26 protein-coding genes are annotated in these 26,331 nt (G+C 43.1%); 20 read left to right on the plus strand and 6 right to left on the minus strand.

The window, feature by feature from the left end:
• The first annotated feature begins 119 nt into the window (after positions 1 to 119).
• On the plus strand, positions 120 to 908 hold the full coding sequence (locus tag H540_RS0122700) for an enoyl-CoA hydratase (protein WP_028402501.1): 789 nt from the start codon (positions 120 to 122) through the stop codon (positions 906 to 908).
• Between the two features lie 413 nt (positions 909 to 1,321).
• On the opposite strand, the gene H540_RS0122705 is transcribed toward H540_RS0122700, so the two are convergent.
• Positions 1,322 to 1,507 (minus strand): YhzD family protein, encoded by a 186-nt coding sequence (locus H540_RS0122705; protein ID WP_028402502.1) that lies wholly within the window; start codon positions 1,505 to 1,507, stop codon positions 1,322 to 1,324.
• Positions 1,508 to 1,638: 131 nt separating this feature from the next.
• Here H540_RS0122705 and H540_RS0122710 point away from each other — a divergent pair, with 131 nt between their 5' ends.
• The 8 genes from H540_RS0122710 to H540_RS0122745 all read left to right on the plus strand — a co-directional run bounded on the left by H540_RS0122710 (position 1,639) and on the right by H540_RS0122745 (position 11,929).
• Positions 1,639 to 2,871, plus strand: a complete 1,233-nt coding sequence (locus tag H540_RS0122710) for a metallophosphoesterase family protein (protein WP_028402503.1) — start codon at positions 1,639 to 1,641, stop codon at positions 2,869 to 2,871.
• Entirely contained in the window at positions 2,868 to 5,672 is a 2,805-nt protein-coding gene (locus H540_RS0122715) for an ATP-binding protein (RefSeq protein ID WP_028402504.1), read from the plus strand. Before H540_RS0122710 ends, H540_RS0122715 begins: the two co-directional genes overlap by 4 nt.
• A gap of 64 nt (positions 5,673 to 5,736) precedes the next feature.
• Positions 5,737 to 6,681, plus strand: a complete 945-nt coding sequence (gene yhaM / locus H540_RS0122720; RefSeq protein WP_028402505.1) for a 3'-5' exoribonuclease YhaM — start codon at positions 5,737 to 5,739, stop codon at positions 6,679 to 6,681.
• 67 nt (positions 6,682 to 6,748) lie between these two features.
• Positions 6,749 to 6,949: a sporulation YhaL family protein gene (locus tag H540_RS0122725; RefSeq protein WP_028402506.1), complete on the plus strand. Its 201-nt coding sequence runs from the start codon at positions 6,749 to 6,751 to the stop codon at positions 6,947 to 6,949.
• Positions 6,950 to 7,009: 60 nt separating this feature from the next.
• Positions 7,010 to 7,570, plus strand: a complete 561-nt coding sequence (locus H540_RS0122730; RefSeq protein ID WP_028402507.1) for a glycerol-3-phosphate responsive antiterminator — start codon at positions 7,010 to 7,012, stop codon at positions 7,568 to 7,570.
• 208 nt (positions 7,571 to 7,778) lie between these two features.
• Positions 7,779 to 8,600: an MIP/aquaporin family protein gene (locus H540_RS0122735; RefSeq protein ID WP_028402508.1), complete on the plus strand. Its 822-nt coding sequence runs from the start codon at positions 7,779 to 7,781 to the stop codon at positions 8,598 to 8,600.
• A 12-nt stretch (positions 8,601 to 8,612) separates the two neighbouring features.
• Positions 8,613 to 10,103, plus strand: a complete 1,491-nt coding sequence (glpK, locus tag H540_RS0122740; protein WP_028402509.1) for a glycerol kinase GlpK — start codon at positions 8,613 to 8,615, stop codon at positions 10,101 to 10,103.
• A gap of 137 nt (positions 10,104 to 10,240) precedes the next feature.
• Positions 10,241 to 11,929, plus strand: coding sequence for a glycerol-3-phosphate dehydrogenase/oxidase (locus tag H540_RS0122745; protein WP_028402510.1), 1,689 nt, complete (start codon positions 10,241 to 10,243; stop codon positions 11,927 to 11,929).
• A gap of 312 nt (positions 11,930 to 12,241) precedes the next feature.
• On the opposite strand, the gene prsA is transcribed toward H540_RS0122745, so the two are convergent.
• Positions 12,242 to 13,102: a peptidylprolyl isomerase PrsA gene (gene prsA, locus H540_RS0122750; protein ID WP_028402511.1), complete on the minus strand. Its 861-nt coding sequence runs from the start codon at positions 13,100 to 13,102 to the stop codon at positions 12,242 to 12,244.
• Between the two features lie 612 nt (positions 13,103 to 13,714).
• Here prsA and yjcZ point away from each other — a divergent pair.
• Positions 13,715 to 13,759 (plus strand): sporulation protein YjcZ, encoded by a 45-nt coding sequence (gene yjcZ / locus H540_RS35710; protein ID WP_155891135.1) that lies wholly within the window; start codon positions 13,715 to 13,717, stop codon positions 13,757 to 13,759.
• Between the two features lie 83 nt (positions 13,760 to 13,842).
• Positions 13,843 to 13,929, plus strand: a complete 87-nt coding sequence (locus H540_RS32555; RefSeq protein ID WP_081415245.1) for a YjcZ family sporulation protein — start codon at positions 13,843 to 13,845, stop codon at positions 13,927 to 13,929.
• Positions 13,930 to 14,305: 376 nt separating this feature from the next.
• On the opposite strand, the gene H540_RS0122765 is transcribed toward H540_RS32555, so the two are convergent.
• The gene (locus tag H540_RS0122765; RefSeq protein WP_028402512.1) at positions 14,306 to 14,503 is read right to left on the minus strand and encodes a hypothetical protein; all 198 of its coding nucleotides are present in this window, start codon (positions 14,501 to 14,503) and stop codon (positions 14,306 to 14,308) included.
• A 74-nt stretch (positions 14,504 to 14,577) separates the two neighbouring features.
• Between H540_RS0122765 and H540_RS35715 the strand changes: the two genes are divergently transcribed.
• Complete coding sequence (locus H540_RS35715; protein ID WP_081415246.1) at positions 14,578 to 14,706, plus strand: DUF1878 family protein; 129 nt, start codon at positions 14,578 to 14,580, stop codon at positions 14,704 to 14,706.
• 45 nt (positions 14,707 to 14,751) lie between these two features.
• On the opposite strand, the gene H540_RS0122770 is transcribed toward H540_RS35715, so the two are convergent.
• Positions 14,752 to 15,309: an HTH-type transcriptional regulator Hpr gene (locus H540_RS0122770; protein WP_028402513.1), complete on the minus strand. Its 558-nt coding sequence runs from the start codon at positions 15,307 to 15,309 to the stop codon at positions 14,752 to 14,754.
• A gap of 134 nt (positions 15,310 to 15,443) precedes the next feature.
• A complete protein-coding gene (locus tag H540_RS0122775; protein ID WP_028402514.1) occupies positions 15,444 to 15,806 on the minus strand; it encodes a YtxH domain-containing protein in 363 nt (120 codons plus the stop codon).
• An 80-nt stretch (positions 15,807 to 15,886) separates the two neighbouring features.
• Between H540_RS0122775 and yhzF the strand changes: the two genes are divergently transcribed.
• Positions 15,887 to 16,072 (plus strand): membrane protein YhzF, encoded by a 186-nt coding sequence (gene yhzF / locus H540_RS30690; RefSeq protein WP_034671769.1) that lies wholly within the window; start codon positions 15,887 to 15,889, stop codon positions 16,070 to 16,072.
• Here the strand turns inward: yhzF and H540_RS0122785 are convergent.
• The gene (locus tag H540_RS0122785; RefSeq protein WP_028402515.1) at positions 16,067 to 16,507 is read right to left on the minus strand and encodes an HIT family protein; all 441 of its coding nucleotides are present in this window, start codon (positions 16,505 to 16,507) and stop codon (positions 16,067 to 16,069) included. The two genes, yhzF and H540_RS0122785, sit on opposite strands and share 6 nt — an antisense overlap.
• A gap of 605 nt (positions 16,508 to 17,112) precedes the next feature.
• Here H540_RS0122785 and H540_RS0122790 point away from each other — a divergent pair.
• From H540_RS0122790 to hemY, 7 genes are all read left to right on the plus strand, one after another.
• Positions 17,113 to 17,865: an ABC transporter ATP-binding protein gene (locus tag H540_RS0122790; protein ID WP_028402516.1), complete on the plus strand. Its 753-nt coding sequence runs from the start codon at positions 17,113 to 17,115 to the stop codon at positions 17,863 to 17,865.
• The gene (locus H540_RS0122795) at positions 17,852 to 19,066 is read left to right on the plus strand and encodes an ABC transporter permease (protein WP_028402517.1); all 1,215 of its coding nucleotides are present in this window, start codon (positions 17,852 to 17,854) and stop codon (positions 19,064 to 19,066) included. The genes H540_RS0122790 and H540_RS0122795 overlap by 14 nt, the downstream gene beginning before the upstream one ends.
• Before the next feature lie 36 nt (positions 19,067 to 19,102).
• Positions 19,103 to 19,828 carry an EcsC family protein gene (locus H540_RS0122800; RefSeq protein ID WP_028402518.1) on the plus strand — a complete coding sequence of 242 codons (726 nt, stop codon included), beginning with the start codon at positions 19,103 to 19,105 and terminating at the stop codon, positions 19,826 to 19,828.
• Positions 19,829 to 20,495: 667 nt separating this feature from the next.
• Positions 20,496 to 22,613, plus strand: coding sequence for a transglycosylase domain-containing protein (locus H540_RS0122805; protein ID WP_051317244.1), 2,118 nt, complete (start codon positions 20,496 to 20,498; stop codon positions 22,611 to 22,613).
• 217 nt (positions 22,614 to 22,830) lie between these two features.
• Positions 22,831 to 23,877 carry a uroporphyrinogen decarboxylase gene (gene hemE / locus H540_RS0122810; RefSeq protein WP_028402520.1) on the plus strand — a complete coding sequence of 349 codons (1,047 nt, stop codon included), beginning with the start codon at positions 22,831 to 22,833 and terminating at the stop codon, positions 23,875 to 23,877.
• 17 nt (positions 23,878 to 23,894) lie between these two features.
• Complete coding sequence (hemH, locus tag H540_RS0122815; RefSeq protein ID WP_028402521.1) at positions 23,895 to 24,833, plus strand: ferrochelatase; 939 nt, start codon at positions 23,895 to 23,897, stop codon at positions 24,831 to 24,833.
• Positions 24,834 to 24,857: 24 nt separating this feature from the next.
• On the plus strand, positions 24,858 to 26,279 hold the full coding sequence (gene hemY / locus H540_RS0122820; RefSeq protein WP_028402522.1) for a protoporphyrinogen oxidase: 1,422 nt from the start codon (positions 24,858 to 24,860) through the stop codon (positions 26,277 to 26,279).
• Positions 26,280 to 26,331: the final 52 nt, after the last annotated feature.

Raw genomic sequence — 26,331 nt, forward strand, 5'->3', positions numbered from 1 at the left:
TGCATTGTATAGCCTGCTTCTTTATTGAAATGATTATTTTTTCAAAATTACAAAAAAGAAGGATTTCTCGCTCTCCGTCTCAAATTGTATAAGTGAAACTATAAGGGGAGGGTACAGAAATGACTGTGTCAAGTTCTACAGAATGTGTAATTGTAAAATACGAAGGACGTATTGCAACTGTTATGTTAAACCGTCCGAATGTGTTAAATGCTTTGGATGAAGCGACACTAAAGGAATTGCTTCATAAATTGAAAGAAGTATCCGAAAGCGCAGCGGATGTAATCGTGCTGTGTGGAAACGGAAGAGGGTTCTCAGCAGGCGGCGATATTAAGTCTATGCTGTCTGACAGTGATGAAAGCAAGTTCTTGCCGATTATGAACACGATTTCTGAGCTTGTATTGACACTATACACGATGCCGAAGCTTGTAATCAGCGCTATTCACGGTCCGACTGCGGGACTCGGACTTAGCTTGGCTTTAGCGGCAGATTATGTAATCGCTGACATTTCTTCTGTGATTGCGATGAACTTCATCGGCATTGCGCTGATTCCGGACGGCGGCGGCCATTTCTTCCTGCAAAACCGTCTTGGCGAATCGCTTGCGAAGCAGATTATTTGGGAAGGCAAACGTATGTCTGCAACGGAAGCATTGAAAATCGGCATGATCGATGAAGTGGTGGAAAAGGGCTTCCCGCAAGCTGTAAAGCAAAAAGCGGAAGAATGGCTGCAAAAGCCTGTAAAAGCCATGGTGCAAACAAAGCGTATTTTATGTCAAGGAAACAAAGAGGCGCTATTAAAAGTGCTGGAGCTTGAGAAGGAAGGTCAATTCCAAATGCGTACAACAGCGGATCATAAAGAAGGTATTCAAGCCTTTTTGGAAAAACGCGCACCTGTATTTCAAGGGAAATAAGGAGCCTGCTGGCTCCTTATTTCTATTGTTCTGCGCCTGAACGAGCCGGTTCCGCTTTTCGTGATGTCTAGCTCCACCGGCTAGGTGCTGCCACCAGAGAACCTCGCCCACACAAAAGCAAAAAGCGCTTTTGAGGGGCGAGAACCTCTGGTTCTGCGCCTGAGCGAGCCGGTTCCGCTTTTCGTGATGTCCAGCTCCACCGGCTAGGTGCTGCCACCAGAGAACCTCGCCCACACAAAAGCAAAAAGCGCTTTTGAGGGGCGAGAACCTCTCCGATTCCGCTTTTCTTGTGTCTAGCTCCATCGGCCAGCTCCCAACGCCAAAATAACCTTCCCCATACAAAGCCAAAAAGCGGCTTTGATGGTGAAGAACATTTTGACGAGGGAGCTAAGCGGGCCGATTCCGCTTTTCTATTAGCGTTGAAACAAGACAAGCTTGGCGCTTGAGCTTGTGCAGCGGTGCGTGTGTCCATACAGATTTTTCTCGCGCAGCAGCTGCTCTCCTTTTTCTTTTGCTTCTCCTTCATTGCTTGCTTCAAATGTTTGATCTAACAGCTTTGTGCCGTCTTTTTCATAGGCTGTTACTGTATAAACTCCCATGTATATATCCCCCTTAGAAAAATCAGAATCTTATTATAATTTTGACATAAAATAAGCTATTGCGCAAAAAGAAATTCAGTGATGAACGTGCTACAATAAGAAACAGCTAAAATAGAAGAGGAGATTCGTTGATGAGACCATTAACGTTTATTCATGCAGCGGATTTACATCTTGACAGCCCATTCAAAGGAATGGAAGCAAATGTCCCGCCTGTCTTATTTGAGAGAATGAAAGAAAGTACGTTTCGCTCTTTTGCCCGCGTCATTGATAGGGCCGTTCAGGAGAGAGTGGATTTTGTCGTGTTGTCCGGCGATTTATATGATGCCCAGACGCGCAGCCTGCGCGCGCAAATTTTTGTCAGAGATCAATTGCGCCGCCTTCACGATTACAGTATTCCGGTTTATGTGATTCACGGCAATCATGACCATTTGGGAGGCAACTGGGCAGCCATTGAATTCCCTGACAATGTACATATTTTTACAGAGTCTTATGTAGAACGAAAGCCGTATTATCGTGACGGAGAGCTGATGGCGTATATATACGGCTTTAGCTATCATCAAAAAGCGGTGACAGAAAACATGACAAATCAATATAAAAAAGAGAAGGGCGCACCGTTTCATATCGGTCTGCTTCACGGAAGCCTTGACGGGAACAGCGAACACGGCCGTTACGCACCGTTTTTGCTGAGTGAGCTTCTAGAGAAGAATTTTGACTATTGGGCGCTCGGTCATATTCATAAGCGGAGTATTTTATCAGAACAGCCGCCAATTATTTATCCTGGAAATATACAAGGGAGGCATCGAAAAGAAACAGGAGAAAAGGGATGCTATCTCGTAAAGCTTGAATTGGAAGCATCATCACAAGTATTTATTCCGACGGCAGACATCCTTTGGAATGAGATAGAAGTTTCTATTGAAGGGGTACATCAGGCAGATGAACTATTGGAGCGCTGTTATGAAGCGATGAATAGCGTGCGCCGCGAAAATGAAGGCGTTCTTGTGTCGCTCACTTTTTCAGGGTATGGCGTAATGTCCCCGTACTTACAAGATGCGCGAGAGGAGCTTGTACATATATTGCAAAGCGGAGAAGAGAGAGAAAATTTCGTCTACATTGTGAAGTGCAACGATAAAACCCTCTCTCGCGACACGTGGGAGCAAATGAAGAAGGAACATCATTTCTTCGGCGCTCTTCTAAAGGAAGCGGAACAGTTCAAAGAAATTGACGGGATTTTGCGTCCGCTTTGGGCATCGTCTGCGGCAAGAGAGCTGGAAATGTTTTCAGCAGAAGAAAAGCAAGAAATTCTAAAGGAAGCGGAGCGTATTGTGATACAAGGGCTGATGGCAGAGGAGGCGGATAAAAGATGAGGCTGGAGAAGCTGCATATATACGGTTACGGCAAGCTTGAGAACGTGGAGTTGGATCTTTCTGCAATTACAATTTTGTATGGAGAAAATGAAGCGGGAAAGTCTACAATCCGTTCCTTCATTAAAAGCGTTCTCTTCGGATTTCCGATAAGAGGTCAGTACCGTTATGAACCGAAAACAGGCGGTGCATACGGCGGTGCCATTACGATGCAAACGGAGGAGTATGGACGCATACGAGTGGAGCGCCTTCCCAAAACAGCTGCCGGCGAAGCCGCGGTGTATCTTGAGGATGGAACGCAGGCCGGAGAAGAAGTACTTGTACGTCTCTTGCAAGGAATGGATGTGTCACTATTTGAATCTGTATTCTCATTTGATATGCACGGCTTGCAAAATATCCACCGTGTAAGCAAAGAAGAGCTTGGAAACTATTTATTTTCTGCCGGTGCGGTCGGTACGGATTTACTTTTGCAGCTTGAAAAAAAACTGGAGCGCGAGCTGGAGGCACTATTTAAGCCGAATGGAAGAAAGCCAATTATCAATGCTGGGCTGCAAGAAGTCCATAAACTGCGCGAAAATGTGCAAAAATGGCAGCAAAAACTGGATACATACGAGGAATGGCAGAAGAAAAAGCAAGATTGCGAAGAGCGCTTAGAAGCAATCCAGATAGAAAAGGAAGAGATGCAGCGTCATATAAAAGATTGCGAAACAATGCAAGCGCTGCAGCCCTTGCTGATTGAAAGACAAAAATATGAGGACTTCTTGCAAACCTTATCTGTTTCTTCATTTCCGGCAGACGGCATTGCCCGTTATGAAACGCTGCTGGCAGAGTGGAAACCGGTGCAATCACAAATGCAGACACTCTCGCAAAAAATAGAAGATGCAAAAAGAAGCATCGCAGACCTGGCTGTAGATTTTGGCATGTTAGAAAAAGAGCCGCTTGCAGAGGAATGCCGTCTTCAGCATATGTCCTATGAAACAGCGAAACAAGAGCTGCAGTTGATTGTATCTTCCATACAGCAAATGGAAGGAGAGCTGGAGGAGTTTGTAATCAGCGTTGGTATCTCCAGAGATGCCTCTTTCTTTTTACAGCTGGATACAAGTCTTGCAGCCAAGGAGTCTATTTTGCAAACCGTGCAAAAAGCACAGCGGCTTGCGGATAAAAAGCAGCAGCTGGATGAGCGATTCGCCAATGCGCAGGAGCAATTGGAAGAGCAAGAAGAGCGCGTGCGTCATGTAGAAGAGCAGCGCCATACCGCTGAAACGCGCAGCAAGCAGCAGGCAGACTCTCAAACACATCATCATGCACAGAGAGATAATAAGATAACGAGTATTTTGGGGATTTTTCTTGCGCTTAGTGTAATATCGCTTATCGCAGGCGTGTTAGGAAGGAATGCAAGTTTATCGTTAGTGAGCGTTGTTCTCTTTGCTGCAGTAATCGTGCTATTTGTAATGAACCGCCATGCAGGACAACACTCATCAACGGAGCAGGGGATAGAAATGAGGCAGCTTGCAGAGCAGGAAAAATTCAAGCTGCAGCAAGCGGAGAAAGCATATGAACGAATCGTGACGCAGTACGAGGAATGGGAACGGCAGGCATATGGGCTTGATAGAGAAATAGAGCGGCATAAGCAGGCGTATTCATTGCCGTCAGCGCTATCCTATGCACAACTCTTGCCGGCATTTGAACGAATAGAAAAGATGAAGCAGCTGCAGCGTGAAATTACGAAGCAGATGGAGCGCAGTCAGCTGCTTTCTAAAGACATAGAACAGTTTGAACAGAAGGTTTCCCAGTTGAAAACTGCTTTTCGTGTCACTGGCAGTTCGGTTTCTTCTACGCTATCGGGCATATATGAGCGACTAAAAAAAGAAATAGAAAATCAACTGACAAAGCAGCAGCTTCAGCAAAAGCTTGCAGAGTGGGAGGAAGAGCAAAAAGAAATCATTCATACGGATGAAAAGCTGCGAAAAGAGCGGGGGGAACTGTGGGAAACTGCAGGCGTGTTGGCAGAGGAAGATTTTTATGAGAGGGGCAAGGAATATAAAGAGGTACAAGAGACAAAGAAACAGCTGTCTTTTATAATGACCCAAATTTCTGTGCTGGAAGAGCGTCTCATTTCTATTCATCTTTCAGATCGGGTGACTTGGACGGAGGATTACCGTGCGTGTCTTGAGCAGCATCTCAAAAAGCAGGAGGAACTGCAAAAGGAAGAGCAGCAGCTGCAGGCGCAAGCTGCTCAATGTAAAGTGGAAATTGCAAATTTAGAAGAAGGAACGGCCTATTCTGTGCTTCTGCATGAATGGGAAGCGAAGAAAGCGCAGCTTCGCGAACAAATGAAGAAATGGGCAGCATGCAGAACCGCAAAATCCATATTAACAAAAACAAAAGAGCAGTATCATGAAGTGCGATTTCCGCGCATTCTTGAAACAGCTGAGCAATACTTTCGGTATGTAACAAAAGAGCAGTATGTCCGTTTATTTGCGCCAACAGCCGAGCAAGCATTTATAGTGGAACGAGCTGACGGCATACGCTTTTTCGCTCATGAACTCAGCCAGGCAACTGCGGAGCAGCTGTACTTGTCTCTTCGCCTCGCTCTTGCTGATACGTTTGATGCGCAAGTACCGCTCGTGATAGATGACAGTTTCGTTCATTTTGACCACGGGCGAACAGAACGGACTCTATCTCTTTTGCGAATGATTTCCGAGAAACGGCAGGTTTTATTCTTTACGTGCCACACTCATCTTCTTCCGTTTTTTGCTCATTCAGAAACAGTGCATCTTCAGGAGAAAATCCAAACAGTGTAATTATTAATATGGAAGATTTTTTCATGGTATACTAGAGATAATTGTTTACGCTGGAGGAGCTTATATGAAAAAGAAAATTTTGCAATATGAGGTTGGCGAGCAGGTGGATGTGCTGCTGCTGATTAAATCAGCGACGCGGGGCATCGCTAGCAACGGCAAACCATTTCTTACATTGATGCTGCAGGATCAAAGCGGCGAGATTGAGGCAAAGCTGTGGGATGTCTCAAAGGAAGATGAACAGCAATATGCAGCAGAGAAAATTGTAAAAGCAGTTGGGGATATTCAAAATTATAAAGGACGCATTCAATTGAAACTGAAGCAGATTCGTCTTACGCAGCCGCATGAAGCGCCGGATATATCTGACTTTGTGGAACGCGCGCCCCTCACGAAAGAAGTGATGATGGAGAAAATTACCCAATTTGTATTTGAGATGCGCAATCCGAATTTGCAGCGCATTACTAGACATTTGCTGAAAAAATATCAGGCTGCGTTTCTGGAGTATCCGGCTGCAACAAAGAATCATCATGAATTTGTATCAGGTTTAGCTTATCATGTTGTCTCCATGCTGGATTTGGCAAAAGCGATTGCAAGCTTGTATCCTTCGCTTGATAAAGATTTATTGTATGCCGGTGTTATTTTACATGACCTTGGAAAAGTAATCGAGCTATCAGGACCGATTTCTACTTCTTATACAGTAGAGGGGAATTTGCTCGGGCATATTTCAATTATGGTGAGCGAAATCTCTAAAGTGGCAGATGAATTGAACATTGAAGGAGAAGAGGTCGTCATTCTGCAGCATATTGTGCTGAGCCATCATGGAAAAGGTGAGTGGGGCAGTCCGAAGCCTCCGATGGTGCGGGAAGCCGAAATTCTTCATTACATTGATAATTTAGATGCAAAAATGAATATGATGGACCGGGCGCTGAGCCGCACGAAGCCCGGGGAATATACTGAGCGCGTATTTGCGCTTGACAACCGCGCCTTTTATAAGCCGACATTTCATGCATAAGGTATAAAACTTGTTCTCTCTTCATATAGTGAAAATAAAAAGCTTGTCTAAAAGGAAGGGAGAACATATGGAATTATTGCCTTGGTGGGTATATCTTGTGATTGCAGGAATTGTCGTGAGCGGTTATATGGTGTTATATACATCCAAAAAAGAGGAAGAAATTGATCAAGAGTTCATTGAGCGCGAAGGTGAAATATACATGGAACGGCTGCGTGCGGAACAGAATCGCCGTGCCGGAAAAGAGGATGAGAATTCCGTGTTGTTCTAAGCTGGCAATCATCTTGCCGGCTTTCCTTTCGTGTACAGTAAGAACGAGAAGGAGCAGAAAATGGAGTTTCATGAACAGCGTATTTTGCCGGCTGTCCGGCATATAAAAGATTTGGAAAAGCTGCTGCACAGCCCTTATATATATATCGTGCTTTTAGACCTTCATATTGCACAGCTTAAAAGTGTGGTTGCCCTCGCTAAAAGGCACGGGAAAAAAGTGTTTCTTCATGTTGATCTCATTCGTGGTTTACAGAGCGATGCGTATGCAACAGAATTTTTATGTCAGGAATTTGAGCCGTACGGTTTGCTCTCTACGAAAGCAAATGTGATTACAAAAGCAAAACAAAAGGGTATTATCGCGATTCAGCGCATTTTTCTTATTGATTCGAGCTCACTTGAAAAAAGCTATGCGTTGCTCGCGAAAACACAGCCTGATTATATCGAGGTACTTCCAGGTGCGCTGACAGAAGTGATTGCTGAGGTGAAAGAGCATACAGGTATTCCCATTCTTGCAGGAGGGTTCATACGCAGTATTGAGGATGTGGAAACAGCATTGACAGCTGGGGCGACAGCTATTACGACATCTGATAAAAAACTATGGGAATATTATGAAAATAAATAAGGGAGATTGTTGACACCGCTTACAAAAACAATTACTATATAGACAAGTTAATAATAGTGACGGAGAAAAAGAGATCCACATTCAAATGCTTCTGCTCATCGGCAGAGGTATGCGGGTGTGGTTTTTTCTTTTTAAGAAAAATGAATGGCCATTCATGACTCTATCACTCTTCTTTATTCTTTTATAAAATTTGAAATGGGGGTTTTTTATGACAGCGTTTCTAGGGGAATTAATTGGAACGATGGTACTTATTATTTTAGGCGGCGGTGTATGTGCAGGTGTTACTTTGAAAAAATCACTTGCTCAAAACGCTGGATGGATGGTTGTTACAATGGGATGGGGGCTTGCGGTGGCAGTTGGCGCTTATGCAGTAGGATCAATCAGCGGAGCGCACTTGAATCCCGCTGTAACTTTAGCTTTAGCTTTTAACGGAAGCTTTCCGTGGGAACAAGTTCCGTCTTATATTGCGGCGCAAATGATTGGTGCGTTTTTGGGAGCAGTCGTTGTATTCCTTCATTATTTGCCGCATTGGAAGGAAACGGAAGATGCAGGCGCGAAATTAGGAGTATTCGCGACAGGACCGGCAATTTATCATCCTTTTGCTAATCTTTTAAGTGAAATCATTGGGACCTTTATACTTGTATTCGGCATACTAGCAATCGGGGCAAATAAATTTACAGACGGTTTGAATCCATTCATCGTCGGTTTTTTGGTTGTAAGCATCGGTTTATCTTTAGGAGGAACAACCGGTTATGCCATTAATCCGGCTCGTGACTTAGGACCGCGTTTGGCGCATTTCTTCCTTCCGATCCCAAGAAAGGGAAATTCCAATTGGAAATATGCATGGATTCCAGTCGTCGGTCCAGTGCTCGGAGGATCTCTTGGCGGCATGTTTTATCATGTCATTTTTGCAGGAAAAGAAGCACCGGCTCTCTTATATGTAGGAATTGCAACGCTTGTAATTTTGGTACTTTCATACACAATGAGCAAAAAAGAACGCACAGGACCAGAGAAAAAATTAGTAGCTTAGGGGGAACATTTCATGGAAACATATATTCTTTCACTTGATCAAGGAACAACAAGCTCTCGGGCCATTTTATTTGATAAGCAAGGTAAAATTGTTCATGTATCGCAAAAAGAGTTTACGCAGCATTTTCCGAAGCCAGGCTGGGTTGAGCATAATCCGAACGAAATTTGGGGATCGATTCTTGCGGTTATCGCAAGCTGTTTAAGCGAGGCAAATGTAAAGCCTGAGCAAATTGCAGGAATCGGTATTACGAATCAGCGCGAAACAACGGTTGTATGGGATAAAACGACAGGAAGGCCAGTGTACAATGCAATCGTCTGGCAATCTCGTCAAACGGCTGGCATTTGTGAAGTGCTAAAAGAAAAAGGATATAACGAGATTGTAAGAGAAAAAACGGGTCTTTTGATAGATGCTTATTTCTCTGGTACAAAGGTAAAATGGATTCTTGATAACGCAGAAGGCGCGCGTGAGAAAGCAGAGCGCGGCGATCTGTTGTTTGGAACAATCGATACGTGGCTTGTATGGAAGCTGTCTGGCGGAAAGGTGCATGTAACGGATTATTCTAACGCTTCCCGTACGTTAATGTATAACATACATGAATTAAAATGGGATGAAGAGCTCTTGAATATATTAACGGTGCCAAAAAGCATGCTTCCTGAAGTTCGCCCGTCTTCAGAAGTGTACGGCCATACGGTTGAGTATCATTTCTTCGGACAAAGCATCCCGATTGCCGGGATTGCGGGAGACCAGCAGGCAGCGTTATTCGGACAGGCATGCTTTGGGAAAGGTATGGCAAAGAACACGTACGGGACAGGGTGCTTTATGCTGATGAATACAGGTGAAAAAGCTGTTGCATCCGAACACGGCCTGTTAACGACAATTGCATGGGGCTTAAATGGAAAAGTAGAGTATGCGCTTGAAGGAAGTATTTTCGTAGCGGGATCTGCTATTCAGTGGCTCCGCGACGGCTTGCGAATGATTAAAGATGCAAAAGAAAGCGAGCTGTACGCAGAACGAGTAGATTCTACAGATGGCGTATACGTGGTGCCTGCATTTGTCGGGCTTGGAACGCCGTATTGGGACAGCGACGTGCGGGGTGCCGTGTTTGGCGTAACGCGCGGCACAACAAAGGAGCACTTCATTCGTGCTACCCTTGAATCGTTAGCATATCAAACGAAAGATGTATTGGACGCAATGAAGGCTGATTCCGGTATTGAGCTGAAGACGCTACGTGTAGATGGGGGCGCTGTGAAGAATAACTTCTTAATGCAATTCCAAGGGGATATTTTAGGTGTACCGGTTGAGCGTCCAGTCGTGAACGAAACGACAGCACTTGGTGCTGCGTATCTTGCCGGCTTGGCAGTAGGATATTGGAAGAATCAAGAGGAAATCTCTACACAGTGGAACATGGACTGCTCCTTTGAGCCAAAAATGGAAGAGGAACAGCGCGGACAGCTGTATATGGGGTGGAAAAAAGCGATTGAAGCAACAAAAGTTTTTAAATAAGCATAACATGTAGTATACTAAAGATAAGTTAATATTTTGGCAGGAGATTTGGAGAGACCGCAATGCGCTATAGAAGCATATTCTATAGTGCAGTTTGCGGTCTCTTCTTTTTTTAGGGATAAAAAGGAGGAAAACAAATGGGAACATTATTTTCAAGCAAGCAGCGAAAAGAATTATTGATGGACGTAAATAAAAAGCATGTGGATGTAATGATTATCGGCGGCGGTATTACGGGTTGTGGCATTGCACTAGATGCAGTTACGCGAGGAATGTCTACAGTATTGTTTGAAATGCAGGATTTTGCGGCAGGGACATCCAGTCGTTCCACTAAGCTCGTACATGGGGGCTTGCGATACTTAAAGCAATTTGAAGTGAAAATGGTGGCGGAAGTGGGAAAAGAACGTGCGATTGTGTACGAAAACGGTCCGCACGTAACAACACCGGAATGGATGCTGCTTCCGATTCATACAGGAGGTACGTTCGGGAAGTTCAGCACATCTATCGGCCTGCGTGTATATGACTTCCTTGCGGGAGTGAAAAAGGGAGAACGCAGGTCTATGCTGAGCCGCGAGCAAACGATACAGCGGGAGCCGCTAGTGAAGCAGGACGGATTAAAGGGCGGCGGCTATTATGTAGAATATCGTACAGATGATGCACGCTTAACAATTGAAGTATTAAAAGAAGCAGTAGCGCGCGGAGCGAAAGCAGTGAACTACGTAAAAGCAGAAGGTTTCTTATATGAAAACGGCAAGGTAATCGGTGTACGTACAGTCGATCAATTGGATGGCCGTATGTATGAAGTGTACGCGAAAAAAATTATAAACGCTGCAGGTCCTTGGGTAGACCAATTGCGTGAAAAAGACAATTCCAAAAAGGGTAAACAACTGCAGTTATCCAAAGGAGTTCATCTTGTAATCGACCAGAAGCGCTTTCCATTGAAACAAGCCATTTATTTTGATACGCCTGACGGCCGCATGGTATTTGCGATTCCGCGTGACGGCAAAGCATATGTAGGAACAACGGATACGTTTTACAAGGAAGATGCTGTAAATCCTAGGATGACAGCAGCTGATCGGAAATATGTAATTGATGCCATCAACTACATGTTTCCGACTGTAAAGGTAACCGAGCAGGATGTAGAATCAAGCTGGGCCGGCGTTCGACCGCTCATTTACGAAGAGGGAAAAAACGCATCTGAAATTTCCCGTAAAGATGAAATTTGGCAATCGGACAGCGGCCTTATTACAATCGCAGGCGGCAAGCTGACCGGTTACCGCAAAATGGCTGAAATGGTTGTTGACCTTGTAGCATCTCTTCTTCAGTCAGAAGGCAACGTTGCGTATCCATCCTGTCAAACGAAGCATATGCCGATTTCAGGAGGAGATGTAGGTGGATCTAAGGAATTTGAAGCGTTTGTTGTGAAGAAGACGGATGAGGGGCAGGCATACGGTTTAACAAAAAAACAGGCAGAACAGTTTGCTCGTTCTTATGGCTCCAATGTAGATGTTTTATTTGAGCTTGCTAGAAATTATGGAAAAGAGGCAAAGACACAGAATTTGCCGCTAGAGGTGTTTCTTCCGCTTATGTATGCAATGGATTACGAGATGACAACGAAGCCGGTCGACTTCTTCATTCGCCGTACCGGAGCGCTATTCTTCCGTATTGATTGGGTATATGAGTGGAAGGAAGAGGTGCTGCAATATATGGCAAAGAGATTGAACTGGAGTGCACAAGAAAAAGTAAAATATGCCGAAGAATTGGAAATGGCGCTGCGCGATGCGGTTGTGCCTGCGGATGAAAACAAATCCAATTCTGTCGGGGCATAAGAAAAGCGGAACCGGCTCGCTCAGGCACAGAACCAGAGGTTCGCGCCCCACAAAAGCGCTTTTTGCTTTAGTGAGGGCGAGGTTCTCTGGTGGCAGGGCCTAGCCGGTGGAGCTGGACATCAAGAAAAGCGGAGCCGGCTCGTTTAGGCGCAGAACCAGAGGTTCGCGTCCCTCAAAAGCGCTTTTTGCTTTTGTGTGGGCGGGGTTCTCTGGTGGCAGGGCCTAGCCGGTGAAGCTGGACATACTCCAGAAATTTTATACTGTCCTATTCTGTAAAAAAGGATAAGCGCTTGACGCTTATCCTTTTTTGTACTATTGACCTGTTGTAGATTGACCTGTTGACTGGTCTGCCGCTGGTTTTAATGCATCTTTCAAATCTTTGTCTTCGATTGTTACATTCGCTTTTTTGAGCTCTTTGTCTACAAAATCATTCATGAAAGTAGAATCCTGCATTTTTGTTTCTACAAGCTGATCTTTAATCGTTCCTTTTACTTCGTCAAAAGGCTTCAGCTCTTTAATGTCTGTTACTTTAATGATGTGGTATCCATATTGTGATTTAACAGGATCGCTTACTTCGCCTTTTTTCAGCTTATAAGCTGCTGCCTCAAATTCAGGAACCATTTTGCCAGGTCCGAAATAACCTAAATCGCCGCCCTTGTCTTTAGAGCCTGTATCTGTAGAATACTGCTTCGCTAAGTCTTCGAAGGATTGCCCTTGGTTCAGAAGGTCTTTCACCTTCTTCGCAGTTGCCTCATCCGCTACAAGAATATGACTTGCTTTGATTTCCGGTTTATAGTTTGCCTTCAGCTCTTTATCAGTAAAGCTGTCACCAACCGCTTTTTTAAGTGCAAGGCTGGCGCGAATTTGTTTTTTGAAGGAGTCCGTCGTCATGCCGTTTTGCTTCAGAAGAGATTCGAATTGATCGCCGTATTGCTTTTTCGAGCTGTCATATTCTTTATCTACATCTTTGTCGCTTATATTATACTTTTTCGTGAAGACCTTCTCGATTACCAATTGCTTCAGCACGCTTTGACCAGCACGCTGCTTCATCGCATCGTAGAACTCTTCCTTTGTAACGTTTCCGGAGCTTGACTTCACGATTGTATCGGAAGAGCCGCAAGCGGAAAGCGCGAGGACGCTCGTGGCAGCCAGCGCAATAATTGCTTTCTTCATTTAATAACACTCCTACATATGTATTTTTTAGTAATAGTATGGTCAAATAATCATGAAAATTTCAACTCTGCCATTAAAAGATGCGCCTTGTTATCTCTGCCTTTGATTTAGTTCTGGAAATATGCGGTTTCCTTCACTTCTTCATATAGGCGAACGAATCCTTTTAATATTTCAATGTCGAAATATTTCTCGTTTCCCATGCGTTTGACCTCCTTCGACTATTATCGCATAAATAAAAGAAGAAGCGCAACCGCTGGAGGTTACGCCTTCAAAGTTGAGGTCGTATATGTCAAGTTAATCATAGTCTTCGCAATGTATTTCAAGCCCATCCCGTGGCAGCGATTTGCTTTATATAGGAGGTTGCTTTAAGGAATTCGGTTAAGCTGCCCTTTTAACTGTATTTTTAGGAAAACGATTGATAATGGATGCAGCATATTTCACTATATATTCCTATCGAGGAACCGAAAAACGTCCAATTGTTTAGAGGATCTTCAAAATCATAACATTTGTATAGGCAAAATGTTATGTTCATTCATACTATACAGAGAAGTTTGAAAAGGGAGTAAAGGCGATGAGTTACAATTATAATAATGGCTTTGTGTTGCTTGTTGTATATTTATCTTATTAATTATTGTAGGCTGTGCTTGCGTTTATTAATATCTGCAGCTAGGTAAACGCCTACTCCTTTTAGTCGTGAAATGCATACAATATCTTACTTGAAAAAGAAGGAGGTGTAAGGCATGAGTGGCGGATTCCACAGCGGATTTGCGTTAATTGTTGTATTGTTTATTCTATTGATCATTGTTGGTGCAGCTTGTTTGTGCTAATTGCGAACAAAAAAACTATGAATATTCGGTCAGCACGGGCTGACCGATATTTTTTAGGCAAAGCACCATACATATATCAACTGCATTTGAACTACTCATCACTTATATATGAATGATTTATGATTTCGACATTTCAATGTGCTGTGTACAGAGGCATTTGCATTTTATTCCTATCTATGGTTTACCCTTGCATGGACCACTACAAGGGTTTGACCGCTTTCGCACGTCGCCGGATGCTCTCGCCCTACTGTAAAAAGACGGTTTTTTTATTCAGTTGTATATACTTTATATTTTCTTCTATCCAAACTTCAATTTTATGTTGAATCTATAAGTCAGTTATACATAACAAAAAAGCGATGAAGACATCTTTTCTTCATCACTTCATTGTACGATATACAACCTCTACATAGCTCGAAATAAGCAAAATTGTCGTGCATACATTAATAAATCGAAACACACGAACACTGTGTACATCAGCAATTTGCTTTTTTAGACAAAGAGCATGTGTTAAAACATTTATATAGAATAAAACAATAAGCGCAAATGCTGCAAAGATTGCGTTCATTAGGAGCAGCCTCCTTCTCTAGCATATCCTTTAAATTATAACATAGTTAAAGAGGGCAAGAAAATAATAGAAATGTAGCTGGAATAGAGGCGGTTTTGAATTTATGTGAAGGATTGAGCAAGACTGGTGAATCGCAAAAAGCGGAAGGGTTTCTTCTCCAGCACCCGCTTCTTACGGCATTCAAAAAAAGCGCTTCCACAAAATGCTTGTAAAAGCATTTGAAGGATAAAAGCCTGCGGATGGCTGCGAAGACTGCATTATTTTTTAACAAGCTTTTTATCCTTCTCTGTAAAGTTGTCTTCAATATTGTCTAATGATTTTTCAAAAATATCAATAAAGTCCTGACCGTAAATATTTCTCAGAATCGCCATTAGTTCAATATTTTCTGGAAATTTACCGTAAAAATCACGAAGGGCAAGGGCGCCGTTAAACACAGAGTTCTTCTCTGGTTCATATTCTTCCATGAGTTTTAATAGAAGATCTTCACCTTCATCTGTAATCTCGATGTACGTATTGCGCTTGTCATCTTCCTTTTTAGAAAATATAAGAAGACCGCGCTCTTCCAGCTTTTTGGAAAAGTTAAACGCAGTGGATACGTGCATAACGCCAAACTTGGCGATTTCGGAGATGGAAGCGCCTTTTAAATGATAGGCAATCCAGAGAATGTGATGTTCATTGATATTTAAATCGTACGGTTTAATCCATTGCTGCCAATCTTTTTCAACGCATTTCCATAATGCTTTTGACAACTGAGCGATGCGTTGACTAAAAATCATTGCTTCTTTTGCTGAATAACTTTTTTCCCCGCTTTTCATTGACTCACCTGCTTCTCTCTTAATCTAATTTATTAGTATCTATTATGCCAGTAAAATAAAAATTAATAAAGAACTTTTGTGAAAATTGTAAAAATTTTTTGCGTAAGCCAGAACCTTCCAGTTCTGGCTTGTTTTTATTTTTTAGCAGGCACTGTTTTTTGTAAATGATCAATGGACTTTTGAATTTCCTCCAGTTTTCTTTCAATATTCTCTTTGTTCGGCTTAATATCCTGCGTCCATGCGGAAAAAGCCTTTTGCATATCATCCTTTAGCTCTCCAAATACTTCTTTGCTTTCGACAGCTGTTTGTATCACTTGTTCCTTTAAAAGTTTCGAGTCATTCTTTATTTCCTGAAAGGACCGTTTTAGTTCAATTCCTTTTTGTGTTAGTTTTTTACGAAAATCTTTTCCGGAAGAAGGAGCTGCAAATAAAACTGTAACTCCTGCTGCAACGCCTCCGAAAAGAAGACCTGTAACAAATGCTTTTGATTTTGACATATGAATCCTCCTCAAATTTCTTTTGACGTTCTCATGAACAGGGGACAACATGCATATCCATAGAAAAGGAGGGATGCGTAATGTTTGTCTGGCTGTTTATTATGGGCGGTTTAGTTTGTTTGCTTCGAGCTATGTTTTTGATGCTGTCCTTAAAACAGAAGCGGGTATACCCGCCTCCGATGATCTTAAAACAGCAAGCGGCTTTATTCGGCCTGTTGGGCGGCATCGTGCTGGTATGTACAATGCTGTTTCGTGCCTTTTTATAGCTGCTCGATATGGCGAGCAATAGACGAGGCAATTTCATGTAAATCTGCTTGCGAATACTGGCTCTCGTGCGACTTCCACACGGCGCCAAAGCCGTCGTTCTTTCCATAACGCGGAATTAAATGGATATGGAAGTGGAAGACAGTTTGTCCCGCTTTTTCTCCGTTATTATTTAAAATATTTAAGCCGACCGGGTTATATTGCACTTTAATAGCGTTTGCAATTTTAGGAACGGCTGCAAAAGTGCTTGCTGCGATGGATGGAGTTAGAGCGAACACATCCTGTTTATGTATTTTCGGGATGACGAGCGTATGTCCTTTCGTTACTTGTCCGATATCTAAAAAAGCAAATACATGCTCATCCTCATATACTTTGGCGCACGGAATTTTCCCTTCAATAATTTTGCAAAAAATGCAATTCTCTGCCGTATGCTGCATGCTTCTCATCCTCTCATATAGTCTTAGCCGTATTTTACCATATTTGCATAGTAGACAAAATAGAAAAACAGGAAGCAGATTCGCTTCCTGTCGAATGAGAAAGGTGTGTTGAAAAGCTTAGCTTACTCTGCCTTTGGGAGACACCTCATTTGTTAGGAAAATTTACGCATTATCACTTCTCTGCTCTGCTCGAGACACCCCATTTGCGGTTGAAGTACATGCTTTTCCAACTATGAAATTTGTTCTGATCTGTCTTTTGGAGACACCTCATTTCTAAGAGCATAAACCCTTATACATATGCGGATATCTACTCTCCTCGAAACACCTCATTTTGAACAAAATTTGTCGCTTCTCTTACTTGGTCTTTAGTTGACACCCCATTTCAAAATGACGAATAATCACTACATTAGCGTTCATCACTTGCTGGGACTGTGCTTATTCAACATCTCCCTTCCTCACTCATTATAATGTCCCGTTTTGTAAAAGTTATGTAAAGGAAATAAAAGGATATAGTTTCTTAATATAATAAAATGCACAGCTATGTAGAAGCCTTATTTTTTGGTAAGATGGAAATATATAGTCCCGAATGAAGAAAGGGTTGACATATGGATACGCTATTACAAGTTCAAAATGTTACAGGCGGCTATACAAAGCGGCCGGTGCTGCAAGATGTTTCTTTTTCTGTCAATGCCGGAGAGCTTGTTGGTTTAATCGGATTAAATGGAGCTGGTAAAAGTACGACAATTAAGCATATTATCGGACTGATGGAGCCGAAAAAAGGAAGCATTGCCATTGGAGGAAGGACTTTTGGAGAAAATCCGACAGTATATCGGAGCAGCTTCACTTACATTCCGGAAACGCCTGTATTGTACGAAGAGCTGACGCTTGAAGAACACTTGAAGCTGACGGCAATGGCATATGGCTTAGGAGAACATACATATAAGGAAAGGATAGGACCGCTCTTAAAAGAATTTCGTATGATAAATCGCTTAAAATGGTTTCCATCTCATTTTTCTAAAGGGATGAAACAAAAGGTCATGATCATGTGTGCCTTTTTAGTACAGCCCTCCCTATATATTGTGGATGAGCCGTTTCTTGGTCTGGATCCGCTTGGAATTCAATCGTTGCTGCAGCTGATGGAAAAAATGAAGAAAAGCGGCGCGGGTATTTTAATGAGCACGCACATTTTAGCGACGGCAGAACGGTATTGTGATTCATTTGTGATTTTGCATCACGGACAAGTGCGTGCAAAAGGGACGCTTCGCGAGCTGCAGGATCAGTTTTCTATGCCGTCCGCGACGCTTGATGACATCTATATTGAGCTCACAAAGGAAGAAGAAGATCATGAACGCAATTGAATTATGGAAGCAGCGGTTTGCATTATATCTAAAGGAAATTCGGACATACAGTAAATATATTTTTAACGATCATATAAGCATTGTGCTCATTTTTGCGCTCGGGATTGGCACATTTTATTATCGGCAATGGCTTGAAACGTTAACGCCGGCATTTCCTGCCGCGTTCATCATTGCAGCCGTATTTGCCATTATTTTAACAGCCGGTTCGATACAAACGCTGCTAAAGCCGGCCGATCTTGTGTTTCTTCTGCCGCTTGAAGAAAAGCTGAAGCCGTACTTTGGCAGAGCATTTCGCTTTTCGTACATCGTGCAGCTTTACATCATCGGAATGATTGGCGCAGCTTTTGCACCGTTATATTTGAAGCAACTGAATGAATCTGGTTCATATGTATTGCTGCTTGTGCTTATAGCGCTCGTAAAGCTATGGAACCTATTGTCTGCATGGGAAAGCGCGCACGATATGGACGGAAAAGTGCGGCTGTATGATTGGCTGCTCCGGCTTGGCGTAAACTTTTTGTTTGTGTATTTTTTAACGGCCGGATTCTCTATTGTATACCCGGGTAGCATGATTGTTGTGATGCTTGTGTATTTTCTCCTTTTACAAAGAAAAGAGGCAAAAAAGGGATTACACTGGGAGCATCTTATTGATGAAGAAGGCAGAAAAATGCTTTTGTTTTATCGGATAGCCAATTTGTTTACGGACGTGCCTGCACTGAAGGAACGGGTGCAGCGGAGAAAGTGGCTTGACGGTATTGCGAGCCTTGTTCCGTTTCACCAAAAAAACGCATATTCATATTTATATATCCGAACGTTTTTGCGCTCAGGAAATTACTTAGGGCTGTTTCTCCGTTTGCTTATATTGGGAAGTATACTTATTTATTTTGTCCCATTCCTTTATGGGCGTTTATTTATAAGCATATTGTTTTTGTATTTAATGGGCTATCAAACATTAAGCTTATGGAAGCAGCATCGTTTTAAGCTTTGGCTCAGCCTGTACCCGCTGCAGGAAGAAGATAAAATGCGCTCGTTTTTACAGCTGCTTGTAAGTCTTCTGTTCGTTAGCAGCGCCGTATTTGCGACAGTGTTTGCATTTGGAACGAAAGAGTGGGTCATGGCTGGTTTGCTGCTGCTTTGCAATGTCGTAGTGAGCTATATATTTACATACGGATATGGAAAAAGAAAAATTCAAAACCTCTTGTAGATACAGGAGGTTTTTTACCGAAAAGGAAGTGAAACCATGACAGACTATGAACGTTTCGTAAGCTATGAGCTGACAAAGTGGAAGCAGGAAATGATAAAGGAGTCGTCTCTTATGAATCGTTTGTCCAAAAAAGTACAAACGAAAATGCAGGAGCTCATTCCAGAAAAAGCACATAAGATTCTAACGGAAACAATCAAGAAAATGGTACAGGCGATTGTCGTCGGCTCGGATTTTATTCAGCCGGTTTTAAAGGATAAAAGCTTAACTTTGCAGCAGCGCGACGAGCGAGTAAGAAAAAAGATAGAGGATTACAAAAAGATTGCTGCAGTAGAAGGTGCCGGCACGGGTGCCGGCGGTATTTTACTTGGTCTCGCCGATTTTCCGCTTTTGCTGACAATTAAAATTAAGTTTCTTTTTGACGCAGCGACTTTATATGGCTATGATACAAGCAAAGAAGAAGAACGTATTTTTTTGTTGCACATCTTTCAGCTTGCGTTTTCAAGCGACGAGCATCGCCGCGAGGTATTCCAAATCATAGAAAACTGGGAAACGCATACAGAAAAAGAACAGCATGTAGATTGGCGGAAGTTTCAGCAAGAATACCGCGATTACATTGACTTGGCCAAAATGCTTCAGCTTGTTCCTTTTATTGGAGCTGCGGTTGGGGCATATGCGAACTATAATTTATTGGACCGCCTCGGAGAAGTTACGATGAAGTGTTATCAGTTACGATGGGTACAGGAGCAAAAGGAGCAGGGTTAGCCTGCTCCTTTTGTCTTGAATAAAAAGCGCCTGAACGAGCCGGCTCCGCTTTTCATGATGTCCAGCTCCACCGGCTAGGCGCTGCCGTCCAAGAACCTCCGCCGCAAAAAAGCAAAAAGACGCTTTTTAGGGCGGAGAACCTTGGTCTCTGCGCCTGAACGAGCCGGTTCCGCTTTTCTTGGTATTTCTCGGGAAATGTCTAAATATGAAAAGCTGTGACGAATGACGGCTTGTGCTTTAGAAAATCGCTTTTGCAACCGCTCAGCTTCTTTCTGGACAAAATCTCAAGTTACTCGGTAAGTTTCTCGCAACTCTTCAAGTTGATGGGAGACTGGTTCTATTTGTTGTTCTAACTCTTTATTCGCTTGTTGGTTTTCTCATCCTTGTTAGTCATGTTGCTTCCTCTTCTCTTTAGGTAACGAGCGTATATTCTGTTTTTGTTATGCCGTACAGAGAGAAAGAAATTCCACAATCAGGTTATATATGAAAGGAAAAAATTTATAAAGACCGAAAAAACATCGGAGCAAGCCCAAGAGGTTTTTTCGGTCTAGAATCTATAACAAGTCTTATTTGATTTTCTTACAAAAAAGCTTGCCCTATGGTACATAAAGGAAACTATACTTCAAATACTAAGTATAACCATCATTTGGAAAAGGGGGTCGCCGCATTGAAAAAAGGAGCATTCATCGCAGGAGGTGCTGCACTCATTTTCTTAACAGCATGTATTGGATATTTCTTCATTATCTTTTTAGGGGATTTTATTATAGATGAAAAGAAGCTTGTGCTAAATTCTACGTCGCGCATTGTAGACGAGCAAGGAAATGAAATTGCTAAAATGTATGTGGAGAATCGGGAATTAGTATCTATTGATCAAATCCCGTCTCACGTGCAGAAGGCATTTTTGGCAGCGGAGGATACGAGATTTTATGAGCATCACGGAATAGACATTGCGTCCTTAGTCCGGGCTCTTTATAAAGACATTCTGACAAGAAGCAAAGCGGAAGGTGCAAGCACCATTACACAACAGTTAGCGAAAAACGTATTTTTGACAAATGAAAAAACATGGCTACGAAAGACGAAGGAAATGATTATCGCACTGAATTTAGAACGGCGTTATACAAAGCAGCAGCTTCTGGAAATGTACTTGAATCAAGTATATTTCGGACATGGTGTCTACGGCATGCAATCGGCAGCCGCGTTTTACTTTCAAAAAGAACCGCAAAGTTTGACGGTTGCAGAAGGAGCATTACTTGCCGGCATGATGAAGGCGCCGAATGCGTATTCTCCAATTCTGCATGCGGAAAAGGGCAAGGAGCGTCGAAATCTCGTATTGTCTCTTATGCATAAGCAAGGATTTCTGACTGCTGAAGAAACGGTCCGTTACCAAGGGAAAACATTGTCTTTACATGTGCAAGCACTAAAGAAAGAGCAAGCGTTTGTCCCATATATTGATATGGTGTTCCAGGAAGCCGCAGACGTATACGGTTTATCGTACGAAGAGGTGCTGCGCGGGGGCTATACGTTCGTTGTGACATTGGATTCAGCTATGCAAAAAAAGGCATATAAATTATTTCAGGATGATCAAAACTTTCCTAAGAAAAGCGCCGAGGTCGAAGGAGCTTTTGTGCTCATGGACAGCAAAAGCGGAGGCATTAAAGCTGCGATTGGCGGCAGGAACTATGTGCCGCGGGGGTGGAATCGGGTGTATATGAAGCGGCAGCCGGGTTCAGTGCTGAAGCCGCTGCTTGTATACGGACCAGCTTTAGAAACGAAGAAATATAAGCCTTACTCTCTTCTTGCGAATGAAAAGCAATCCTTTGCCGGTTATATTCCGCGCAATTATAACGAACAGTATTCTAAAGAAATCACCATGTATGATGCGATTAAAGAATCAGCAAATGTTCCGGCTGTATGGCTGCTTAATGAAATCGGCATGGAGACTGGCAAAACGTACTTGGAAAAAGGGAATGTAGCAATTGAAGAGGATGGGTTAAGCGCTGCATTAGGAGGTTTAAAAGAAGGGATTTCTCCTCTGGAGCTTGTGAAAATGTATCGGGCTTTCGTGGAAGAAGGAAATATTGTGGAGCCGCACGTAATCGAAAAGATTGTGAACAGAAAGGATGAGGTCATCGCAAAAGCGTCTCAAAAGGAGACAAAAATCTTTTCTGAGCAAACCGCATGGTATATGACACGCATGCTCGAAGGAGCTGTAAAAGAGGGAACGGCACAAGCCGGAAGCTATGAAGGAGCGCTCGCGGGAAAAACAGGAACAACTTCTCTTCCGAATCAGGATAATGGGGCAAAAGATGCATGGTTTGTCGGCTATACGCCGACGATGGTAGGGGCTCTTTGGATGGGGTACGACCGGACAGATGCGTCGCATTATCTCGAAGGCGGCAGCAGCTATCCGACGAAACTGTTTAAAAAGATTTTAACAAGCGCCCATACAGAAGCATTCGCCTCCTTTAAAAAGCCAAAAGGAGTGAAAAACGTAGGCGAACCGATTCGTCTTGAGAAATTAGAAAGTGTACAAGCGAAGCTGACCTTTACGCCGCTTGGATTATTTACTGCGAAGCTGACTTGGAAGCCGCTCGCGGATAAACGGATACAGTACCGCATTTATAAAGCAGAAGGAGATTCTCAATCTGTAGTCGGCACCGTAACTGGAAAAGGGGAGTATCGTATCAAGTATATTAACGTCTTTTCTGTTCCTAATTTTTATGTAGCTCCTTACAATCCACAAACGGAGCGAGAAGGCGAAAGAACGAAGGCGCAGAAGCCGTGAAACAACAGATTGTATGGTATAATGAATTTTGTGAAAATAGGCGCATTTTACGTTTAAATCAGCTATTTCTAAAGCTTTTGGGCATGAAAAGTGTCAATTTATTGAACATGAAGGTTTCTCTATGCAATTCATTCTATAAAAAGGTATAGTAGAAAAGGATACTTAACGAAACTATCATGTATGTTTATATAACAGTTTATGAAGGGAGACAGGGGTTTTGGTACGACAATTTAATGATACATTTATAAGGGCTTGCAAAGGGGAGCAAACTGATTATGTGCCTGTTTGGTATATGAGGCAGGCTGGACGTTCCCAGCCCGAATACCGCAAGATAAAAGAAAAATATTCTCTCTTTGAAATCACGCATCAGCCTGAGCTTTGTGCATATGTAACGAAGCTTCCGGTAGACCAATATAACGTCGATGCAGCAATTTTATACAAAGATATTATGTCACCGCTTCCATCTATTGGAGTGGATGTAGATATTAAAGCCGGAATCGGACCTGTTATAAGCAACCCGATCCGTTCCTTGCAGGATGTAGAAAAGCTTGGCGAAATTCATCCGGAAGACGATGTTCCATACGTATTGGAAACAATCCGGTTATTAACAGAAGAAATGCTGGAGGTTCCGCTGATCGGATTTGCAGGCGCACCGTTTACGCTTGCAAGCTACATGATTGAGGGCGGCCCTTCCCGTAATTATAATAAAACAAAATCCTTTATGTATGCGGAGCCGAAAGCATGGTTCGCTCTTATGGAGAAGCTTGCGGATACGACAATCACGTATGTGAAAGCACAAATAAACGCAGGCGCGAAAGCTATCCAAATTTTCGATTCTTGGGTAGGCGCATTGAACGTTGCCGATTATCGCACGTATATTAAGCCGACGATGGAACGTATTTTCTCCGAGCTTCGTGTAATGAATGTGCCTCTTATTATGTTCGGAGTAGGCGCAAGTCATTTGGCAAACGAATGGCACGATCTGCCGCTTGATGTCGTAGGCTTGGACTGGCGTTTGTCGATACAAGAAGCGCGTGCACGCGGCATTCAAAAAGCAGTGCAAGGAAACCTGGATCCTGCTATTTTGCTTTGCCCGTGGGAAGAAATCGAAGCGCGCGCGAAAGCGATTCTCGATCAAGGCATGAAGAATCCGGGGTATGTCTTCAACCTTGGACACGGCGTATTCCCGGAGGTTTTGCCGGAAACATTGCAGCGTTTAACTGCATTTATTCATGAATATTCCGCACAGCAGCTTAAGAAATAAGCAGGAAGGAGACGAGTATGAAAAAGAGAATGGGATTGCTTGTTATGGCATACGGAACTCCTTACAAAGAGGAGGATATTGAACGTTATTATACGCACATTCGCAGAGGCAGAAAACCGAGCCCGGAAATGCTTGAAGAACTGACAGAGCGATATCGTGCAATCGGCGGTATTTCTCCTCTTGCCAAAATTACGCTCGAGCAGGCAGAAAAGCTGGAACAAAAGTTAAATGAAATGCAGGATGATATTGAATTTAAAATGTACTTGGGCTTAAAGCATATCGAACCGTTTGTAGAAGATGCCGTTGGACAAATGAAGGAAGACGGCATTGAAGAAGCGATCAGTCTTGTGCTGGCGCCTCATTACTCTACGTTCAGCGTAAAATCTTATAACGGACGAGCAAAAGAAGAATCGGCAAAAATCGATGGTCCGGTTATTTATGATATTGAAAGCTGGTATAAAGAATCAAAATTTATCGCATACTGGGCAAATCAAGTAAAAGAAACATATGCAAAAATGACAGAAGAAGAACGTGCAAAGGCTGTTTTAATTGTATCTGCGCACAGCTTACCGGAGAAAATCATCGCGCTTGGTGATCCGTATCCAAAGCAGCTGGAAGAGACAGCGCAGCTTATCGTTGAAGCAGCAGGTGTTGAACGCTACGCAGTAGGCTGGCAGAGCGCAGGCAATACGCCAGACCCGTGGATTGGACCTGATGTACAAGATTTAACGTTTGATCTTCATGAAGAGCACGGTTATAAAGCGTTTGTTTACATTCCAGTCGGATTTGTGGCGGAGCACTTAGAAGTGTTATACGACAACGATATCGAGTGCAAGGCAGTAACAGATAAAATTGGTGCAAGCTATTATCGTCCTGAGATGCCGAACGCACAGGAAGAGTTCGTAGAGTGCTTGGCAGAAACAGTGATGAAAAAAGCTATTCAAATTTGCGAATAGAAGCAGCAAGAGGAGGAAGTGATTGTGACGCAAAAGGTAGTAATTATCGGCGGAGGCATTACGGGGCTTACAGCAGCTTATTATTTGCAAAAAGAAATACGAGAGCGCGGACTTGATATTGAAACGCTGCTGATCGAAGCTTCCGGACGCCTTGGCGGAAAAGTGCAAACGGAAAAGCATGATGGATTCATTATCGAAAGAGGACCGGATTCGTTTTTAGAGCGGAAAACAAGTGCGGGGCGCTTAGCGCGAGAGGTTGGCTTGGGCAATCAGCTTGTCAATAATACGGCCGGAAAATCATATGTGCTTGTAAACAACAAGCTGCACGGCATTCCGCAAGGATCGATGATGGGAATTCCGACTCAAATTACACCTTTTCTTTTCTCAGGATTGTTTTCTCCTCTTGGAAAAGCAAGAGCAGGCTTTGATTTTGTGCTGCCGCGCTCCAAAGCGGCAGACGATCAATCGCTTGGACATTTCTTTCGGAGACGTCTCGGCAACCAAGTGGTAGAAAATTTGATTGAACCGCTGCTGTCGGGTATTTATGCAGGAGACATCGATCAAATGAGTTTAATGTCTACCTTCCCGCAGTTTCATGAAGTGGAACAAAAGCATAGAAGCATTGTGCTCGGTATGAAAACGATAGCTCCAAAGACGCTGAAATCCGCTCGGCCTAAAGGCATCTTTCAAACGCTCACAGAAGGTTTGGAAGCTTTAGTAGAAGCGGTTGAAGAACGATTGGAACGAGGAACCGTTTTAAAAAGCACACGTGTGGAAAAGGTAACAAAGATAGAGAGCATTTATAAGATTGCATTAAGCAACGGCAAAGAAATAGAGGCGGATACAATTATCGCAGCCGCACCTCATAAAACATTGCCTTCCATGTTTGCGCAATATAACGAGTTTCAGTTTTTCCGGACGATTCCGGCTACGACTGTAGCAAATGTCGCTTTGGCGTTTCCTGAAGAGGCCATCAAACGTGATATTGAAGGTACAGGCTTCGTCGTATCGCGCAACAGCGATTTTGCAATTACTGCGTGTACGTGGACGCATAAAAAATGGCCGCATACAACACCTGCAGGAAAAGTATTGCTGCGCTGTTACGTAGGAAGACCCGGCGAAGAAGAAATCGTAGAAAAATCCGATGAAGAAATTATTGGTATTGTGCTTCGTGATTTAAAGAAAACGATGGACATTGATGCTGCACCTGAATTTGCGGTTGTAAGCCGCTGGAAAGAAGCGATGCCGCAGTACACAGTCGGACATAAACAAAGAATGGCAAAGCTTCAGGCGTTTATGGACCGCGAGCTTCCGGGTGTATATTTAGCAGGAAGCTCTTACAGCGGGGCAGGACTGCCGGATTGCATTGATCAAGGTGAAAATTCCGTTCAAAAGGTTCTCGAATATTTATCTAAACAAACTGAGCAGCAAGAAGCTGTATTATAAAACGAAAGCATCCTGCGGAAGGATGCTTTTTATGTTCAAATTTTAAGTTTTT

The organism is Ectobacillus panaciterrae DSM 19096 (assembly GCF_000430785.1).
GTDB lineage: Bacteria > Bacillota > Bacilli > Bacillales > Bacillaceae_G > Ectobacillus > Ectobacillus panaciterrae.